Annotated in this window: 17 protein-coding genes; 14 read left to right on the forward strand and 3 right to left on the reverse strand. The window is 39.1% G+C overall.

The window, feature by feature from the left end:
* Positions 1 to 177: 177 nt before the first annotated feature.
* Entirely contained in the window at positions 178 to 606 is a 429-nt protein-coding gene (locus F1E73_RS01155; protein ID WP_150450888.1) for an FKBP-type peptidyl-prolyl cis-trans isomerase, read from the forward strand.
* A 78-nt stretch (positions 607 to 684) separates the two neighbouring features.
* Here F1E73_RS01155 and F1E73_RS01160 read toward each other — a convergent pair whose 3' ends face one another.
* Complete coding sequence (locus tag F1E73_RS01160) at positions 685 to 2,979, reverse strand: type IA DNA topoisomerase (RefSeq protein ID WP_150450889.1); 2,295 nt, start codon at positions 2,977 to 2,979, stop codon at positions 685 to 687.
* 247 nt (positions 2,980 to 3,226) lie between these two features.
* Between F1E73_RS01160 and F1E73_RS01165 the strand changes: the two genes are divergently transcribed.
* From F1E73_RS01165 to F1E73_RS01185, 5 genes are all read left to right on the forward strand, one after another.
* Positions 3,227 to 3,556: an ArsR/SmtB family transcription factor gene (locus tag F1E73_RS01165; protein ID WP_086476854.1), complete on the forward strand. Its 330-nt coding sequence runs from the start codon at positions 3,227 to 3,229 to the stop codon at positions 3,554 to 3,556.
* Positions 3,557 to 3,604: 48 nt separating this feature from the next.
* Positions 3,605 to 4,078 carry a DUF6428 family protein gene (locus tag F1E73_RS01170; protein WP_086476724.1) on the forward strand — a complete coding sequence of 158 codons (474 nt, stop codon included), beginning with the start codon at positions 3,605 to 3,607 and terminating at the stop codon, positions 4,076 to 4,078.
* An 11-nt stretch (positions 4,079 to 4,089) separates the two neighbouring features.
* Positions 4,090 to 4,701, forward strand: coding sequence for a low molecular weight phosphatase family protein (locus tag F1E73_RS01175; RefSeq protein ID WP_150450890.1), 612 nt, complete (start codon positions 4,090 to 4,092; stop codon positions 4,699 to 4,701).
* Between the two features lie 129 nt (positions 4,702 to 4,830).
* Entirely contained in the window at positions 4,831 to 5,529 is a 699-nt protein-coding gene (locus F1E73_RS01180) for a 3-keto-disaccharide hydrolase (RefSeq protein WP_150450891.1), read from the forward strand.
* A 969-nt stretch (positions 5,530 to 6,498) separates the two neighbouring features.
* On the forward strand, positions 6,499 to 7,203 hold the full coding sequence (locus F1E73_RS01185) for a protein-L-isoaspartate(D-aspartate) O-methyltransferase (protein WP_150450892.1): 705 nt from the start codon (positions 6,499 to 6,501) through the stop codon (positions 7,201 to 7,203).
* A gap of 55 nt (positions 7,204 to 7,258) precedes the next feature.
* Here F1E73_RS01185 and F1E73_RS01190 read toward each other — a convergent pair whose 3' ends face one another.
* The gene (locus F1E73_RS01190) at positions 7,259 to 7,852 is read right to left on the reverse strand and encodes a pseudouridine synthase (RefSeq protein ID WP_150450965.1); all 594 of its coding nucleotides are present in this window, start codon (positions 7,850 to 7,852) and stop codon (positions 7,259 to 7,261) included.
* A gap of 388 nt (positions 7,853 to 8,240) precedes the next feature.
* On the opposite strand from F1E73_RS01190, the gene F1E73_RS01195 reads away from it, so the two are divergent.
* The 4 genes from F1E73_RS01195 (at position 8,241) to F1E73_RS01210 (ending at position 12,836) form a co-directional block, all read left to right on the forward strand.
* Positions 8,241 to 8,846, forward strand: a complete 606-nt coding sequence (locus F1E73_RS01195; protein ID WP_086476728.1) for a DinB family protein — start codon at positions 8,241 to 8,243, stop codon at positions 8,844 to 8,846.
* Positions 8,847 to 9,130: 284 nt separating this feature from the next.
* A complete protein-coding gene (locus F1E73_RS01200; protein ID WP_086476729.1) occupies positions 9,131 to 9,544 on the forward strand; it encodes a Fur family transcriptional regulator in 414 nt (137 codons plus the stop codon).
* A 57-nt stretch (positions 9,545 to 9,601) separates the two neighbouring features.
* A complete protein-coding gene (locus F1E73_RS01205) occupies positions 9,602 to 11,596 on the forward strand; it encodes a heavy metal translocating P-type ATPase (protein WP_086476730.1) in 1,995 nt (664 codons plus the stop codon).
* A gap of 187 nt (positions 11,597 to 11,783) precedes the next feature.
* Positions 11,784 to 12,836, forward strand: a complete 1,053-nt coding sequence (locus F1E73_RS01210) for an NAD(P)-dependent alcohol dehydrogenase (RefSeq protein WP_086476731.1) — start codon at positions 11,784 to 11,786, stop codon at positions 12,834 to 12,836.
* Positions 12,837 to 12,976: 140 nt separating this feature from the next.
* Here the strand turns inward: F1E73_RS01210 and F1E73_RS01215 are convergent, their stop codons facing one another.
* Positions 12,977 to 13,768 carry a DUF481 domain-containing protein gene (locus F1E73_RS01215; RefSeq protein WP_086476732.1) on the reverse strand — a complete coding sequence of 264 codons (792 nt, stop codon included), beginning with the start codon at positions 13,766 to 13,768 and terminating at the stop codon, positions 12,977 to 12,979.
* 369 nt (positions 13,769 to 14,137) lie between these two features.
* Between F1E73_RS01215 and F1E73_RS01220 the strand changes: the two genes are divergently transcribed.
* The 4 genes from F1E73_RS01220 to F1E73_RS01235 all read left to right on the forward strand — a co-directional run bounded on the left by F1E73_RS01220 (position 14,138) and on the right by F1E73_RS01235 (position 19,584).
* Positions 14,138 to 16,252 carry a M3 family metallopeptidase gene (locus tag F1E73_RS01220; RefSeq protein WP_086476733.1) on the forward strand — a complete coding sequence of 705 codons (2,115 nt, stop codon included), beginning with the start codon at positions 14,138 to 14,140 and terminating at the stop codon, positions 16,250 to 16,252.
* A gap of 361 nt (positions 16,253 to 16,613) precedes the next feature.
* The gene (locus tag F1E73_RS01225) at positions 16,614 to 17,480 is read left to right on the forward strand and encodes an aminotransferase class IV (RefSeq protein WP_223883327.1); all 867 of its coding nucleotides are present in this window, start codon (positions 16,614 to 16,616) and stop codon (positions 17,478 to 17,480) included.
* A gap of 142 nt (positions 17,481 to 17,622) precedes the next feature.
* Complete coding sequence (locus tag F1E73_RS01230; protein ID WP_150450894.1) at positions 17,623 to 18,729, forward strand: nickel-binding protein; 1,107 nt, start codon at positions 17,623 to 17,625, stop codon at positions 18,727 to 18,729.
* A 372-nt stretch (positions 18,730 to 19,101) separates the two neighbouring features.
* A complete protein-coding gene (locus F1E73_RS01235; RefSeq protein WP_223883328.1) occupies positions 19,102 to 19,584 on the forward strand; it encodes a cupin domain-containing protein in 483 nt (160 codons plus the stop codon).
* The last annotated feature ends 2 nt before the right edge of the window (positions 19,585 to 19,586 follow it).

The raw sequence follows: 19,586 nt of genomic DNA on the forward strand, positions 1-19,586 counted from the left end.
TAGGATTAATGTTTAATCTATTTATTAAACTCAGTGTAAATTCTGCCAGTGATTAGGAGTAAATTGTTAAGCTTCTGCAAACTATCTAGAATTTTTTACCCATTATTCTTTTAAAAATGTAAAATCCCATAGTTTTGTTACACATGATAACCGTAAAAATTAGGAGATTTAAATTTTATGAGTAGAGTAAAAGAAGACGACACGGTGAAGGTTCATTACACCGGCAAATTAAAAAATGGACAGGTTTTCGATAGTTCTTTACAAGGAGACCCCTTGGAAATCACCCTAGGAAAAGGAATGTTGATTCCGGGATTTGAGAAGGGATTGCTAAATATGAAGGAGAAGGAAAAGAAAACCATCAGTGTTCCTAAGGAAGAGGCTTATGGGGATATTATTAATGAATTGTTTCACGAAGTTGGGCTCAATCAACTTCCCCCAGAAATTGAACCAGAAATTGGGATGGCCCTGATGGCCGAAGGTGAAGACGGGACCAAAAATCACTTGCGCATTACGGATGTCAAAGAAAACACCGTAGTACTAGACGCTAACCACATACTTGCTGGTCAAGACCTGACCTTTGAATTAGAATTGGTTGAAATAGTATAGAGGTTATTTTACCTTACCATAGAAAAGCCCGACTAGATAATTAGTCGGGCTTTTCTATTATGGTCCTAGTTCCAACTATTATTGGGACTCCTTTAGAATTTTAAGAACTAAATCTTTGGTCAGCTGTTTTCCATTGGCCTTGATCTTTAAATCTTCAAAAGAAAATCTAAAATCACATCCCTCACGGAAATTACTACAGCCGTATGCCGATTTCCCTTTTACAATTTCTCCCGACTTGCATTTGGGGCAAAGGGGGACTTCCTTTTTCGGACTAGGCGCTACCTTGGGTTCTAAACACAACTTAAACGCTTCATCAAAACGAAGCAAACCTTCAACTTCCTGCTCGTTATTGTGTTTAAACCCTTTGAGATTTACGGTACATCCCTTTGTTAATAGCCTTAGGAATTGATTTTCGGAGATGGTCTTTCCGTGAATAGCAAACGGCAACAAAAAATCACAACCAGATTTATAGGCGCTGCAGCCGTAGGCCGACTTCCCCTTTAGAAGTTTGCCCTCCTTACATTTGGGGCAGCTAGTTCCTTGTACCTCTTTTTTCTTTTTTACCGATTTTTTTTGGTCGGATTTTGGAACAGCAGTGGTATGGGAGATATTGGCGCGCTTGGTTTCACTCCGCACTTCGTAGACCAATTGATCTACCATGCGTTTCATATTCTTAATAAAAACAGCAGCACTAAACTCACCTTTCTCTATATCTTTTAATTGCTTCTCCCATAGACCTGTTAGTTCGGCCGATTTAAGTAGTTCGTTCTGTATGGTATCTATAAGTTGAATCCCTGTAGTGGTAGGTAATACCTGTTTTTTATTTCGTTTTATATACTTGCGCTTAAAAAGGGTCTCAATAATACTTGCCCTGGTAGAGGGCCGGCCAATCCCATTTTCCTTCATTAATTCGCGCATTTCTTCATCATCCACTTGTTTCCCCGCGGTTTCCATAGCCCGTAATAAAGTGGCTTCAGTAAATTGTTTGGGTGGCTTGGTCTCTTTCTCCATAAAGGAAGGTTCGTGGGGTCCTTTTTCCCCCTTCACAAAACTGGGTAAGACTCCCGCTTCCCTTTTCCCCTTGCCATCGGGTGTTTCAAAAACAATTCTCCATCCCTTTTTTAGGATTTCTTTTCCCGTAGCCTTAAAATTAATGGTGGTCACTTTTCCTATGACCGTGGTATTGGAAACTTCGCAATCCGTATAAAATGCAGCAATAAATCGCCTTACAATAATATCATATACCTGTTTTTGGGCAGGATTCATGTTAATTTCCACCCCAGTCGGAATAATGGCATGGTGGTCTGTAACCTTTTTATCATTAAATACCTTGGGAGATTTTTTTATCTTCTTACCTAATAGAGGAGTACATAATTCTTCATACATGCTTAGATTGCGTAGAATCCCCTCTATTTTGGGATACATATCATTGGGAAGAAAGGTGGTATCTACCCTTGGATAGGTTACTGCTTTTTGCTCGTATAGTTTTTGAACGATTTTTAGGGTTTCATCGGCCGAAAAACCAAATTTAGTATTACAATACACCTGTAATCCAGTAAGGTCGAATAATTTTGGAGCATATTCCTTTCCCTTTTTTTTCTTGATGGACACAATCTCAAAATCGTGCTCCTTTACCTTGGCCGCTACGGCTTCCCCTTCCTCTTTCTTTAGAAACCGGCCTTCCTCATAACTAAATGTAGTTTCCCGGTATAAGGTTTGTAGTTCCCAATAGGGTTGGGGTTTAAAATCTTCAATCTCCTTATACCTGTTTACTACCATGGCTAGGGTAGGGGTCTGTACCCTGCCCACCGATAGCATTTGTTTGTATCCCCCATGTTTCACAGTATAGAGTCGGGTTGCATTCATCCCCAACAACCAATCCCCAATGGCTCGGGAGAATCCGGCATAGTAAAGCTGGTCATAATCTTCCGAGGGTTTTAGTTGGGAGAATCCTTCTTTTATGGCTTCGGTAGTTAGGGAAGAGATCCACAGTCGTTTTACCTCCCCCGTATAATTGGCCTGATTGATAACCCATCGTTGGATGAGCTCTCCCTCTTGCCCAGCATCCCCGCAGTTGATTACCAACTCTGCCTTTTTAAAAAGCTCCTTTACAATATTAAATTGTTTTTGAATTCCTGGGTTATCTGCTACCTTGGTCTTAAACTTGTCTGGGAGCATCGGTAAATTATTAAGATCCCAACTTTTCCAATGTGGCTTATAATCCTTGGGTTCCAATAAAGTACATAGGTGTCCAAAGGTATAGGTTACCGCATAGCCGTTGCCTTCAAAATACCCATCATGTTTGGTGTTGGCACCTAAAACTTGGGCAATCTCTCTAGCTACACTAGGTTTTTCAGCAATACAGACCTTCACGTTTGTTTCTATTTTTAGTGGGTGCAAAATACTCAATTTTCACCGAATGGCTAATGCTTTCCTAAGTATCAAGTTTTCAGTAAACTTCCCCGTATTTTACTTCAGTTTCCATGTACAAACATCTTTAATATAGGACGGTTAAATTATTATAATCTTTAATAATCAGTAAATAGTGAAAAATTTAACACAGGAAATAAGCTGGTTTTTTTTCGTTTATCGTAATATTGCAATAAAGAGATACAAAGGAATGGGACTTACCAAATCAGAGAAATTTACCGACCATCAGAATGCCATCGCATTGGTAGCCAAGGCTTTTGGACATCCTGCAAGAATTGCAATTCTACAGCATATGTTTAAAATGGAATCTTGTATTTGTGGTGATTTGGTAGAGGAAATTGGCTTAGCCCAGCCTACCATTTCCCAGCATCTTAAGGAATTGAGAAATCTGGGACTTATAAAGGGAACCATAGAAGGAACCCGTATATGTTATTGCATAGATCAAGATAAATGGGAGGAGATAAAAGTAATGTTCCAAGACTTTCTAAAACAAAATCCAGTTAACGATACCTGTTGTTAGTAATGGTTGACTTATTTAATTCAAATTAAAAAACTAAAAAATATTATTATGACACTGAGAGAAATAAAATCGCATTTACAGTCTTTGGATACTATTGCTTTCCAACTGCCCAACGGCCAATTTGTACCCAGCCATTTTCACGTAACAGAGGTTGGAAAAGTGCACAAACACTTTATAGATTGCGGGGGTACCGTGAGGGAAGAAGAGGTTATTAATTTTCAGCTCTGGGAAGCAAATGATTACGATCATCGAATTCATCCAGAAAAATTGAGTCAGATCATCGCGCTATCGGAAAAAACCTTGAATTTAAAAAACCATGAGATTGAGGTGGAATATCAAGGAGATACCATAGGGAAGTATGGGTTAGAATTTAACGGCAGCCACTTTATACTTACCAATAGGCAAACAGATTGTTTGGCAAAGGACAATTGTGGAGTCCCAGAGACCAAACAGAAGATTAAGTTAGAGGAATTGGGTGCCAATCAGCAGAATGCCTGTGCTCCTGGATCGGGTTGTTGCTAATAAAATTCTATATGGTATTTAATAAAATTAAAGCATTTTTGGAATGCGTGGACCTAAAGTCCATCCCAGAAGATAGAAAAATGAGACTACAATCTTTAATAGATCATTTAAAGTCTCAAATGCCCCATGCGGAAATCATTAATCTAAACTTTATCTGCACCCACAATTCAAGAAGGAGTCACTTATCACAGGTTTGGGCACAAGTGATGGCCTACCACTTCCAATACAATAAAATCCAATGTTACTCTGGGGGGACAGAGGCCACTGCCGTTTTTCCCATGGTAATAAGCACCTTGGAGAACACCGGCTTTGTCATCAATAAATTGTCGGAAGGTACTAATCCCATATATGCTATTAAATATGCGCCTAACCAGCTGCCAATAATAGGGTTCTCCAAAGCTTTCGATCATAGTTTTAATCCCATTAGCCAATTTACAGCAGTCATGACCTGTTCTGAAGCCAACGAAGCCTGTCCAGTAATTACAGGTGCAGAGAATCGGATTTCATTGACCTATGAAGATCCAAAATTGTTTGACGATACTTCACTGCAAGAGGAAAAATATTTGGAACGAAGTACCCAAATTGCCACAGAACTATACTATGTTTTTTCAAATTTGAGGTAATTACTAATAGCATATCTTTAAAAAGATAGAGGTGGTGCCAGGAGGTTCTGTTTATCACTAGCTTTTATGGAATGACTTGGTTTTTGCAATGGATTTATTAAATTTAAAAGATTTTCTTAAAGATAAAATATGAGACGTACTTCCCTTGTTTGTTCCTTTTTATTAGCGGTAGTGGTATGCCATGCCCAAAAATCCATTGAACTTTTTAATGGTAAAGACCTGTCTGGTTGGCATATAGACGTACCCGATATGGATAATAATCCAAAGGCGATAACACCGTTTATAGTACGTAATCAACAACTGGTAAGTCTTGGTGAACCTCGTGGTCACTTAATTACGGACAAGCAGTATGCCGATTTTAGGTTGAATGTAGAATATCGATTTCCGGGGAAACCAGGAAATTGTGGAGTATTGGTCTTTGCCTCAACCCCAAGGGCCCTTTATGGTATGTTCCCTAAATCTATTGAGGTGCAAATGATGCATGAAAATGCGGGCGATTTCTGGTGCATTGTTGAAGATATTACTACAGACAATATGGAGGAAAGAAGGGGACCTAAGGCAGATTGGGGCATCACCGAAGGAAAATTGCGAAGGATAAAAAACTTAACTGAGGGCTCGGAAAATGCCTTAGGAGAGTGGAACTATATGACCATAGAGTGTCTTAACAATGAAATAAAGGTCTGGCTAAATGGTGATTTAGTAAATCACGGGTATAATGCTACGGCCAGTAGTGGACAGATAGCGGTACAGGCGGAGGGAGCAGAAGTCGAATTTCGAAAAATAACCCTTACACCTATTAAAGAGTTAAGTATGCAAGAACCTCAGTAAATGCAGGTTATTTTAAATTTTAAAAAGGATTGGCCCCTAATTGGATCAATCCTTTTTTATTGAAGGATTTCTTTTTACTACATAAATACTCATAAAAATTAACGATTAAAATTTCTGTATTGTGCCCATTGTACTCTTTTACAGTCCCTAAAGGAGGAGAAGTAGTTAAAGGTTTTAGACTCGGTTGCTGTTTTTGAACTGGATGCTCTCATGATTTTTGATGTTTTTAGGTGGATAGTGATTTTACTTAACGATTAAAATTTCTGTATTGTGCCCATTGCACTCTTTTACAGTCCCTAAAGGAGGAAAAGTAGTTAAAGGTTTTAGACTCGGTTGCTGTTTTTGAACTGGATGCTCTCATGATTATTATATTTTTTTAGGTGGATAGTGATTTTACTTAACGATTAAAATTTCTGTATTGTGCCCATTGCACTCTTTTACAATCCCTAAAGGAAGAAAAGTAGTTAAAGGTTTTAGACTCGGTTGCTGTTTTTGAACTGGATGCTCTCATGATTACTATATGTTTATGTGAATATTTATTCTTTTGGTTCCATTTCTTTGGTCGTACCACCTGTCAGTAACCCAACCAAGTTTGCTTTTAAAATATATTTTAGGTCTTCTTAAATGTGGGTATACCGTTTCCATGTTGTATGTTTTTTGATGGTTTACACGATTAAGACGAAGGATGAATATTTTTGTTACAGTACTATGTATAAAAAGGTACCTTTTTATGATTTAATTAACACCTTTGGTTGTTGAATCCTATTAAATAGGGGGTCGGTGTTTTTGTGTGTTATGTAGATTTGCGGATCCTTGGTGTTTTCAAGCTATCCCTTCAGTAGGGGATGACGCTTCATTGTACTATGATTAAATTTTGGAGGTTACTTTAAATAGGGTCCATTTTCTTCTATTGAAAATTATATTGTATCTTATAGGGTATAACAGCCACTTTCCTAAACTTTATATAAAATGCGTATTTCGTATCTTTTAGTAGTGAGCTCCATTTTTTGTATGCTAACTAATTCTGTGGCACAAGAAGACAGGGCTTTAGAAAGAAAAATCATGGTAGAAAGACAACTTATAGCGAGGGGTATCAAAGACCCTTCCACCTTAGAGGCAATGAAACAAGTGCCTAGGCATAAATTTGTGCCTAAAAAGATTGCAAAGCAGGCGTATAGCGATTATGCCCTTCCCATAGGCAATGAGCAGACCATTTCCCAACCGTATATTGTAGCATTAATGACCGAAGCACTAGCGTTGGGTTCAACAGACAAGGTACTGGAGGTTGGCACCGGGTCTGGCTACCAAGCGGCGGTATTGGGCGAAATTGTAAATTCGGTATATACCATAGAGATTATTCAAGACCTAGCTCAATCGGCTAAAGAGCGGTTAGATTCCTTGGGGTACAACAACGTTACCGTTAAATGGGGAGACGGCTATCACGGATGGCCAGAAAATGGCCCCTTTGACGGGATAATGGTTACGGCCGGTGCCGAAGAAATTCCCGAACCTTTAATTTCCCAATTAAAAGTAGGTGGGCGTATGGTGATACCTGTGGATGATAGGGACGGAACTTATTTAATAAAAATCACTAAAAAAGCTAATAAACTTAAGAAGGAGATTCTGGCTCCGGTACGATTTGTCCCCTTCACAAGGGATAAAAGGGATCATTAGTTGCTTGTTTTGGATATGGTACTAAGGCGGGGGCTCTCTTAAATAGGAGCATCATTTAAATTAAGTTAGTAATTGCTGCTAGGGGAGCCACTTCGCCAGGTTCTAGATCCCACAATCCAATATTTCCAATTCGCACCCTTACTAACCTCACTGTGGGAAAACCCACTGCTGCCGTCATCTTACGCACCTGTCTAAACTTTCCTTCGGTAAGGATTATACTTATCCAGGAAGTGGGCCGGTGCCGGCCAATTCTAAGTTTGGAGTTTGGTTCAACTAGATTAGGAGGCTCATTTAATAAGGAGATTTCTGCTGGTTTGGTAGTATATCTTTTTCCATGAAACCCAATTTCCACCCCATTTTGTAGCGCTTCCAATGCATTGGTAGTGATTTCACCATCTAATTGTACATAGTATTCTTTTTCTACCCCCATACGATTAACCTGGTCACTTAGTTTCCCATCGGTAGTAAGGAGAAGGAGTCCCTCAGATTTTTCGTCTAATCTTCCAATGGGCATAATTAGAGGAGGGAAGGGATAAAACTCCCCAAGAAATCGCTTTTTTCTGGCCTCCTTGGAGTCATTGGAGGTAAACTGACTAAGGACGCCAAAAGGTTTGTGTATTTTAAAGTGAACATGGGAATCTACCACCATCGGAAGTTTAGAATCGGGATTTTGAAATAAAATGAAAGACAAAGCTAAATTAAAGACGCAAGGAAACCAAGGGTAGTACAAGGAAGATGTACATGGGAGTAACGTTATCTATTAAGGTAGACATAAAATCATGGGATAATTAGATACTCTTTATCCTGTCATAATGAGGGACTTACTTGCACAATACCAGGAAGTTTGGTAAATTTACTTGTATCCCCATGATGATTTTCATGTTCAGCAAACTGGAATTCACCATGAATGCTCCAAGTAATTAAAAGAGCAGGCTATTTAGTAAAAGGGAGAACAGACGAAGTCATCCCCTCCCATTTTTTTTCACTCCCTCCCTGATTATTATATATCTTGTTTTTTGAACTAAAATCTATGTACCATGAAAAAAATTATCATCCCAATTTTTGCCTTGCTGTTAGTTGGATTTAATCTTGCGGATTCCCCATTAACAAAGGCAGAACGGACCCGTGCAATTAAGGAAATGAACAAGAGCTCTCAGCATTTAACTAAGACGGTAAGAGGACTTAGTGAGGCGCAATTAAATTTTAAAATGAATCCGAACTCCTGGTCTATAGCTGAAAACACGGAACATATTGCACTTTCTGAAAGCATCATATTTGAAATGTTGGAAAACCTATTAAAGGAACCTTCAAATTCAAACAGACGTTCGGAAGTTAATTTATCAGATGACGCAGTGTTAGGCATAATCACTGATAGAAGCAATAAGATTAAGACCCAAAAGCCCTTTGAACCGTCCGGAAAGTACGGAACTCATGAAGCAGCGCTAAAAGCATTTAAGAGTAAAAGGAAGGATAACATAAAATTCATTAAGAAAACGCAAGAAGACCTTCGAAACCGATATGCCGAATTTCCCTTTGGTACTATAGATGCCTATCAGCTTATACTCTTTATGTCTGGACATACGGAAAGACATACGCTTCAAATAGAAGAGATAATGGCGCATGCGGACTTTCCATCCAAATAGGGAGCGTAAGGCATTAAGCTACGCTGATATGCTTAATTAAAATCAGCCTACATTGTAGTGATGAAGGAGTTTTTAAGGGATGGAAAACAGGTATATCAACCCCATTATTATGACCCTTGTAAAGTGTTTATTCCTATTAGTACTGCTATTCCCTCAGGGAATGCTGAAACCTTATGCTTAGTGAGATTTTCTACCTAATATTGTGAAAAATGTTTCCTGTAAGCAATACCTATCCAATTTAATATATTGCTATAGGAAACTGAAAGTTTGCAGTATATTAAGGTATGAAAGAATCTGAAAGACAATTAAAAGAATTTGGTATTCGGCCAACGGCTATGCGAATTTTGGTCCATCAATTTATGAGCGGTCAAACGTCGGCCGTGAGTCTCTCTGCTGTGGAAGATAATTTTGAAAAATCGGATAGAACCACCCTCTACCGCACCCTTAAAACATTTGAGGAAAAATGTATGGTCCACCAAATAGATGATGGCACGGGTATTCCAAAATACGCACTTTGTAATCACGATAGGGATGAAGGAAAACATGCAGATCTTCATTTACATTTTCATTGCACGGAATGCAACCAAACCATTTGCTTAACTGAGCATAGAATTCCAACCATTCACCTTCCGGACGGATTTGTCCCTGAAGACATAAATATGTTGGTTAAAGGTATTTGCGATAATTGTAATCATTAAATGCACTGCCATTGCACGTACATAAGTGGTATTTTTGGGGTAGAATTATTTTAATAAATGGAAACGAAAAAAGTGCAAATTATTAAAAGCCCCGCCTGCAACGAACATCACCATGGAGGAGTTTTTGGAGAAAAAACTGAATTGTATTTTGCTATTTTAAGCGGTGTATTTTTCTTTTTAGGAATTATTCTATCCAAACTAACCCAACTTCCAGAATGGACCTCCCTCAGCAGCTACATAATTGCCTATCTTTTTGGAGGTTACTATACCTTACTAGGAGCGGTAGTTAAAATAAGGAAAGGGGAGTTCGAGATTGATTTTCTAATGATAGCTGCCGCCTTGGGAGCTGCTTATATTGACAGTTGGGCCGAAGGGGCATTACTACTATTCCTTTTTAGTTTGGGGCATGCTTTGGAGCACCACGCATTAAACAAAGCAACAAAATCTATAGAAGCGTTGGGAGAGCTATCTCCAAAAACCGCTTTAGTAAGAAAAGGAAATACTACAGTGGAAATAGCTGTAGAAGACTTAAAAATAGACGATATTATAGTTGTAAAGCCCAATAGTCAAATATCGGCAGATGGTGTTATAGTAAAGGGGAGTAGTAGTATAGATCAATCTTCCATTACCGGAGAAAGTATTCCTGTAGACAAAACTGCTATCGATCCAGAAAGAAAATTACCCGATTTTGACAAAATAGAGGCCTCCCATGTAGTTTTTACGGGGACTCTAAATGGGGATAACCTGATAGAGGTACGGGTATTAAAACTAAGTAAGGACACCACCATTTCTAGATTAATTAAAATGGTGAGCGAGGTAGAAACTAAGAAGTCGCCCACTCAGCTGCAAACCAAAAAGTTTGAAAAATGGTTTGTGCCCGCAGTCATTAGTTTAGTAACCACCTTGTGTTTTGCCCATTTGGTTATAGATGAAACGGTTAGGGAAAGTTTATACAGGGCCATTAGCGTATTGGTAGCCTCCAGTCCTTGTGCATTGGCCATTTCTACTCCCAGTGCTGTATTGAGCGCTATTGCCAGAGGGGCTAAAAAAGGAGTCCTTATCAAAGGTGGTCGCGCCTTGGAGGATATGGGTACCCTTAAAATAATTGCCTTTGATAAAACAGGAACACTTACGGAAGGAAAACCAAGGGTAACCAATCTACTACCTCTAAACGGTTTCAATAAGGAGCAGTTTTTAGAACTGGTGTTAGATGTAGAGAGTTTAAGCAACCACCCCCTAGCCAGGGCCATCGCCAAGGATATAAAAGGGGAGTACAGGATTGAAAATAAACACAAATCCTCCAATCTACAAGCGATTCAAGGGAAAGGGGTAACAGCTCAATACAATGGGAGTCAGGTTTCTATTGGAAATGTACCAATGATGGAGGATGCCCAGATAACAGTAGATGCAAAAACGCACGGACAAATGGATGAGCTGCTGCAAAATGGAAATACGGTGATGCTGGTGGGTTACCAGAATACCTTAATTGGTCTAATTAGTGTAATGGATGTCCCCAGAAAAACTGCAGCCTCAACTTTAGAACGTTTGAAAAGGATAGGCATTAAGCAAATGATAATGCTGACTGGAGATCATCAACGGGTAGCCGCTTCCATAGCCAAGCAAATTGGATTAACCGACGCCAAAGGCAATTTACTACCAGAAGATAAGGTTAAAGCCATTGAAGAGCTAAAAAAGCTTAACAAAAAGGTTGCCATGGTAGGGGATGGGGTAAATGATGCGCCTGCTATGGCTATTAGTACCGTGGGGATTGCAATGGGAGCTGCTGGTAGTGATGTGGCCCTAGAAACAGCAGATGTAGCCCTTATGTCCGATAAAATAGAAAGCCTTCCCTTTGTAATTGGACTAGGGAGAAAGTCTAGACAAATAATTAAACAAAATCTATGGATGAGTATGGGGGTTGTCGCTTTATTGGTGCCCGCTACTATTTTCGGATTCGCCAATATTGGTGTTGCCGTAGCAATCCATGAAGGTTCTACCCTTGTGGTGGTTTTAAATGCCCTTAGGCTACTTCGTTACGATCTGGAGGAATAGACTAGATACACTGGTAGTTTCGGGAATTTCGTATTGGCAGTAAATCTTTAAATCGTCATTTTTAATTGATTCTCCTATAAGTTATTATGCGAATAATTTGTACCTTAAGTAGGCCTAATTAAGGATAAGGGAGGACGGTAGAAAAGGCTCTTTCACAATCCTTGGTTTATACTAAAAAAAAGAGAAGATGGGAACAATAAAAGCTTATGGAACCAACGCTGCCGCTGAAGATTTAAAACCGCTATCTATTAAGCGAAGGGATGTTGGCAACAAGGATATTAAAATAGACATTACCCATTGTGGAGTTTGCCATAGTGATATTCATACGGCCCGAAATGAGTGGAAAAACACCACCTACCCTGTGGTGCCGGGACATGAAATAATTGGACGTATCGTAGAAGTGGGGAGTGATGTGAAAAATTTTAAGCAGGGCGACTTGGTTGGTGTGGGGTGTTTGGTAGATTCTTGTCACCACTGTCCGCCTTGTCAGGATCATTTGGAACAATTCTGTGAAAATGGCCCTACGTTTACTTATAATAGTAAAGATAAACACCTTAAGGGACAACAGACCTATGGGGGATACTCCACATCGGTGGTGGTAGACGAGCAATTTGTGTTGCGGATCCCCGAACAAATTGACCCCGCCGCGGCCGCGCCCCTTTTGTGTGCCGGTATTACCACATGGTCTCCCCTCCGTCATTGGAAGGTGGGAAAAGGTGATAAAGTGGGAGTCGTTGGTTTGGGTGGTTTAGGGCATATGGGGGTGAAATTTGCAAATGCACTTGGAGCCGAAGTGGTTATGATTACCACCTCCCCAAATAAAGCCAAGGATGCCAAAGCTCTGGGAGCCCACAAGGTACTGATATCTAAAGACCAAGAAGAAATGGATGCTCATAGAAATAGTTTCGACTTTATTTTAAATACTATCCCGGTAGGTCATGAGATGGATCCATATATATCCCTCTTAAAAATTGACGCTACCATGGTATTGGTGGGGGCGGTAGAGCCCTTAAAACCTTTTCACGGTGGAGGTATTATAATGGGAAGAAAGCGCATAGCGGGATCCTTGATAGGTGGAATTAAAGAAACCCAAGAGATGCTCGATTTTTGTGGAGAGCACCAGATTGTATCGGATATTGAGCTTATTAAAATGCAGGATATTAATACCGCCTATGAACGAGTTATTAATTCCGATGTAAAGTATCGGTTTGTTATAGACATGGAATCCCTTAAAGATTAAATCTTTACCGGATTTATCCTCAACCGTTTTCGGAAGTTTAAAAATCAATAACCTCAAGGCAGGCCAAGGAGGCATAGGACAACACCCCCCATAACATTGGCACCCCTGTCTGGTTGTTACGGGGAACATTCACATCTTATTTAGTAGGTAAATGTAATTCCTAAACTTAAATTGGAGGACCGGTCAATATCGTTTACCGCAGAAAAACTACTGTAAAAATAATTATAGAGTGCAGAAAGGCTTATAACTTTGGACAAGGGTAATTCTGCTTTCATCTGTAATAGGATTCGATGGTTTCCAAAGTCGTTGTACAATGGCTGAAAGTATATGGTTTCCGTTAGATTTAAAGAAGTTTCTTTAAAGGAATGCGTTGCAGAAAGGTAGCTACTGTTTCGGTGGTTGTAAAACTGCTGCCCCGTATCTGCTATTTTCTCTATTTCATACATATATGCATTGCCAAAATATACCCGAGTCATTTCTGAAGAAATCAATTTTAATCGGATTCCAGCGCCAACGAGGTTTCTAGAAGTTATGGTAAGCTTAGTATTGTTCTGGTTTTGGATAAAAGCTTCAACACGAAACAAGGAGGTTAGTTTCTGATTGTACCGCAGGTGAAAGAACCAGGAGTTTTGAAAATCCTTTTCGTTACTTCTAATAAGCTTATAATTTCCAATAAAGAAAAATATTTTTTGTAGGTCTTTTGTTTTAAATTGAGTGGTTAAGTTAGAGCCTATCTGAAATAAATAATCCCCGTTATTATCGGTATAATTAAACAATAAATCGCTCTTTAATGCAAACCGGACAGAATCACTTTGCATCCTTTTGGATTCTATGTTCACCAACTGCGCATTTACACCATTAGATAGGAAGTATATAAGCGTGATAAGTAGTGGCTTTAAGTAATAAAACTTAGCTGTTCCAATTAGTTCCATATACTATTACATTCCCTATTTTAACCGTTTATCATTGACAGAAGAAAAGATAGGAATTCTTTTATTTTATTGAACTATTAAGCTACCAAGCCAATAATACAGCTATGTTTTAATGGATCGGTAAATCTTTATATAGTCTGGGTAAATATAAATAATCCTTTCCTAAACGCTATTCAAAAATATTCCCACTGTAGCGGTACACCATCTTGTAATAGTAGTAGATTTCCCTAATCCATTTTTAGTTCAGTATGAAAGGGTAATAGTCACTGCAGATCTTTGATTCCTTAAAAATTGGTATCCTCGATATTACTATGACCAATCATTGCATTTTGACTATCTTTGGTAATTACGATTTAAAACGAAGAGTAAATGAAAAAAGCATCTACAATTTTAATGTTAACCGTCTTGTTTACTGCGTGTAACAACTCTAAAGACAAAAGCAAGGGGACGCTCTCAGATCCTTCTGAGAATCCGTTGTTGGTAGAATCTAACCTACCTTATTACGCCCCCGATTTTACACAAATTAAAAACAGCCACTTTAAGCCTGCATTATTACAAGGGATAGCAGAGCAAAAGGAGGCCTTGGAAAAAATTGCTAACAACCCGGAAGCAGCAACTTTTGACAATACTATATTGGCATTGGAAAAGAGTGATGCTACTTTAAATAGGGTGCGAAATGTATTCTACGCCCTCACAAGTGCCCATACCAATGACACCATCCAGGCGGTTCAAGTAGAGATGGCCCCTAAATTTGCAGAATTACGTGATGCAATTTACCTAAACGATAAACTCTTCCAAAGAGTAAAGTCCCTTTACGAAACCAGGGAAAGTTTGAAATTGGATGCAGAGTCGTTAAAGTTATTGGAAAACTACTTTGAAGATTTTGAAATTGCCGGTGCGAATCTGCCTGCCGATAAAAAAGAAACCCTAAGATCTTATAACTCCAGATTGGCCACTTTAACCACAAAATTCAATAAAACCTTATTAGAGGCCAATAATGCAGGCGCGGTGATTTTTACCGATAAATCCGATTTAGCAGGTCTTTCGGAGGCGCAACTAAAGGGTTTAGAAAATGAAGACGGGGAAGGATGGAAGGTTCCTCTTCAAAACACTACTCAGCAGCCCTTATTGCAAGCCATGGAAAACAGGGAAAGTAGGGAAAAGCTTTTTTCTGCTGCTTGGCATAGGGCCGATGGTTCAGACTATGATACGAAAGCGCTTATTATTGAAATAGCCGAATTACGCGCTAAAAAAGGGGCTTTGCTTGGTTTCGCTAACTATGCCGAATGGAGCTTGCAGAATACCATGGCCAAAAATTCTGAAAATGTGATGGAATTCTTTAATGGTCTGGTTCCTGCTGCAACCGCCAAAGCAAAGGCTGAAGCTGCGGAGATACAACAAATGGTGAAGCAAAAAGGGGGCGATTTCACCTTAGAAGCTTGGGATTGGAACCACTATGCAGAAATGGTGAGGATTGCAAAATATGACTTGGACGAAAATCAGATCAAGCCCTATTTTGAGTTGAAGACCGTTTTGGAAAAAGGCGTTTTCTATGCGGCCGAAAAATTATACGGTATTACCTTCAAGGAAAGGACAGATATTCCAACCTATCATGAAGATGTGATGGTTTACGAATTGTTTGAAGAGAATGGGGATCCACTAGGCCTTTTCTATGCAGATTTCTTTTCTCGTCCTAGTAAGCGGGGAGGGGCTTGGATGAGTAATTTTGTTACCCAATCCAAATTGTACAACAAAAAGCCGGTAATCTACAACGTGTGTAATTACCCAAAACCAGCTGCGGGAGAACCAGCACTTTTGACCTATGATGAAGTGAGCACCATGTTCCATGAATTTGGACATGCCCTTCACGGCTTTTTTGCAGATCAGCAGTATCCTTCACTTTCTGGGACATCAGTATCTAGGGATTTTGTTGAGTTCCCGTCTCAGTTTAATGAGAATTGGGCCTTATATCCAGAAATATTGAAGAATTATGCCCTTCATTACCAAACTGGAGAGACTATTCCGCAAGCGTTGATAGACAAGATTAAAAAATCTGGCACCTTTAATCAAGGATATAGCCTAACTGAAAATTTAGCTGCTTCCAATTTGGATATGCAATGGCACACCATATCAGCAGATACCACAATTGAGGATGCCAATGCCTTTGAAAAAGAGGCCTTGAGTAAAACAAAACTCGATGTGGTAAAAGCAGTACCACCACGTTATAGGTCTACCTATTTCGCTCATATTTTCTCTAGTGGTTATGCTGCTGGTTATTATTCTTACCTATGGACGGAAATGCTGCACCACGACGCTTTTGATTGGTTTGAGAACAATGGCGGACTTACACGTGAAAATGGACAGCGATTTAGGGATATGATCCTTTCTAGAGGAAACACCTTACCATTGGAAAAAATGTACGAGGATTGGAGAGGTGGAGCGCCTAAAATTACACCTATGCTAAAAGCAAGGGGCGTACAATAATTACTTTAAAATAGGTTCTTCTATTACCTCAGGACAAGCCCATGAGGTGCTGGATGAAAAAAAACCTATAATTTTCAGCTCTCCGTCTCTATGGAACGGAGGGTATTTAAATCTTACATAGTGCGTAAAAGGGACCTGAATAAGGTCCCTTTTTTATACTTTAAAAGTGAGATACTGCCAGATACCTGTTGTAGGGAGTTCCATAAAATAACGTTTCATTTCTTTGGAATGTAAGACAGTATTGCTACCCCCTACTTTTTAAATAAATCTAGGGTACCCAACAAGAGCTTTATTATAATATATTTATGGCATTAATAGATTAATCGCGCTAATTTAGTGCCAGCCTAAATGTATGTATCCTATGAATAATTCATATCCTAAAAAAGTTTACCTAAATGGGGACATTCTAGATTCCCAATCTGCCAAAATTTCCATTTTTGATAGGGGATTTTTATTCGGGGATGGAATTTATGAGGTGATGGTAAAGATTAATGGACAGTTTTTTTATAGAGATGCCCATCTTAAGCGTTTGGCTGAGAATCTGCGCACCATAAAAATCGACTTTGATACCAGCAACCTAGTAGCGGAAATTAACCGCTTGCTTAGGGCATCAGATTTAGCGGATAAAGACTGCTTGTTGTACATGCATGTGAGTAGGGGAGTTGCTCCCAGGCAGCATAATTACCCTAAGGCTATAACTCCTACCGTAATGATGTATGCCACACCAAGGATCTTGCCAGAAATTAATACGATGAAGGCTTCCGTAGTGACTTCTGAGGATGTTAGATGGGGCAGATGCGATATAAAGATGACTTCTTTATTAGGCAATGTGATGGCCAATGAACATGCGATGCAACAAGGCTGTTTTGAAAATATACTTATCAGAAATGGGGTGGTAACAGAAGCTTCCCACTGTAATGTCTTTTTTGTAAAGGAGGGGGTGGTTTACACCCATCCGGCCGATAGATTTATCTTGAATGGTATTACTAGGCAATTAGTCCTGGAGCTTTGCCAGCAATTAGGTCTGGAAGTACAGGAAGAAGGAGTTCCTCAAAAGGAACTATTGAAAATGGACGAAGCATTCTTAACAGGGACTACCACCCAGATAGCATCTATAAGGCAACTGGACGACCATTTTTATTACCACGGAGAAAACGTGGGGGAAATCACTAAAAAGCTTCAGGAGGCATTTTTAAAATTAAAGAATAATCATAAGCAATTAACCTAATTTAAACAAGTTAGGCTCTCTAGAATCCCTTTTAAAAAGGGATTTTTTTGTTTTAAATAGAATATCCGATTTTAGGAACTCAAAAACACCTAATTAGTCTTATAATTTAATTAAAATCACTAACTTGTATAAAAATATGCCTATGTCAATTTACATGGATCGTCATGACATTCCCGAATCCATTACCGCAGAACACGTGGCAAAAATGCATAGGGAAGATTTAAAAATCGAACACCTTTATAATTGCAAGGGAATGACCTATTGGTGCGATGAGAAAAGACGTACCGCCTTTTGTTTGATAAAAGCACCCAATAAAAAGGCCATCCAAGACATGCATAACCATGCACACGGTGATGTTCCCCATAGAATTATTGAAGTGGACGGAAGCATTGTAGAATCTTTTTTGGGGCGGATTGAAGATCCTAAGAAATCTCAAAACACCACGTTAAATATCATCAACGACCCCGCTTTTAGAACCATAATGGTGATACGATTACGCGTGGTTAAATTCAATTCCGCACATTCTAAACAATTTCAACAAAAGATACAATCAAACATTACGTCCATTTTAACCTCCATAGCTAAATTAAAAGGGCGTATAGTTAAACAAAAATCAGATTATTTTCTAGCCTCCTTTTCTTCCGTCAGCAAAGCCGTGCATTGTGCCCAGGGAATTTACACTCAGCTTACGCCACTGGCCTCTAATGGAGGTAAAGATGCCCAATTGAGCATCGGACTGCATGCGGGAGTACCTGTTACTGAGAAAGAAAGTATTTTTGAGGACACTATTAAACTAGCAGAGCGATTTAGCGCTCTTATTCATGATAAAGTTGTGCTATCTCCGGAGGTAGGGGAGTTATACGAAAGTGAAAACTTAAATGTAAAACTAACCCATAAGTATATAAAGACGCTCACAACAGGAGAGGAAAAATTAGTGGATCGCATTATGGATTATACTGAGAAGGAATGGCATAATGCAAGCTTCAGTTCCAATAATTTCAGTAAGAACTTAGGATACAGTAAGTCCCAATTATATAGGAAAATGCAAGCCCTATGCGGAAAGTCGCCCAATAGCTTTATAAAGGAGTACCGCTTGGAAAGGGCACTGGAGCTGTTAAGAAAAAACAATAAGAATATTTCGGAGACCGCCTTTACCACTGGCTTTAATAGTCCAGCCTATTTTTCAAAATGTTTTATGGATAGGTTTGGCATCCTTCCTTCCAGCTACATTCAAAATTACACCGTTTAGTTGTTGACACCCATAATATTAGGTTGCTTACATTTTGTTGTTTTTTGAACCAAAATTAGCTGCTCCTGCCTTATATTATCAATATTTTTACATTAAAGCAGTGTTTATCACCCAAAAACAGCTAGTGTTCTTTTTAAAGAAACTTGTAGTGGTGCTGTTATAAAACTGCTACGATGTAATACTCCCCCTCGTATAAAATAAAAAACCAACCGCCCTTGTTTTACTGATTCGACACTTCCCACACCTCGTAGAATATTATGAGCGGGAATGATAAAATGGTTGCACAATTCCTCCAATCTATACTTTTGGAAGACTGTAGAGTTGGAGGGAATCAACTAGTTAATTATTGTATTAACCTCTAAATTCCAAGTCATGAATTACAAGATCAATTTTTTAAAAATTAAAACAGTCTTGCTGCTATCCATCTTTTTAATTGGATGTGAAGTTTACGGACAGGATGAAATGAAAATGGGGGAAGAATCCTCGCAGTTAAGAACCCATGAGGACAAGGAGCTGCAGTGGGGACCCTGTCCAGATTTTATGCCAGAAGGTTGCACCATAGCTGTATTACATGGGGACCCTTCTAAAAAGAATGTGGATATTTTCTTCAAAGTCCCGCCAAACTATGACATTCCCACACATTATCACAGTTCTGCAGAGCGAATGATTCTTGTTTCAGGTGAATTACAAGTTACCTATGAAGGCGAGAAGGAGAAAATAATGAAAGTTGGCACCTATGCATATGGACCTGCCAATAAACTACATACCGCAAAATGTCTCGGGAAAGATCCATGTGTGCTTTTTATTGCATTTGAAGAACCCTTGGATGCTTTTCCAAAGGTCACTAAGCATTAATT

This window comes from Arenibacter lacus, assembly GCF_008711145.1.
Lineage (GTDB): Bacteria > Bacteroidota > Bacteroidia > Flavobacteriales > Flavobacteriaceae > Arenibacter > Arenibacter amylolyticus.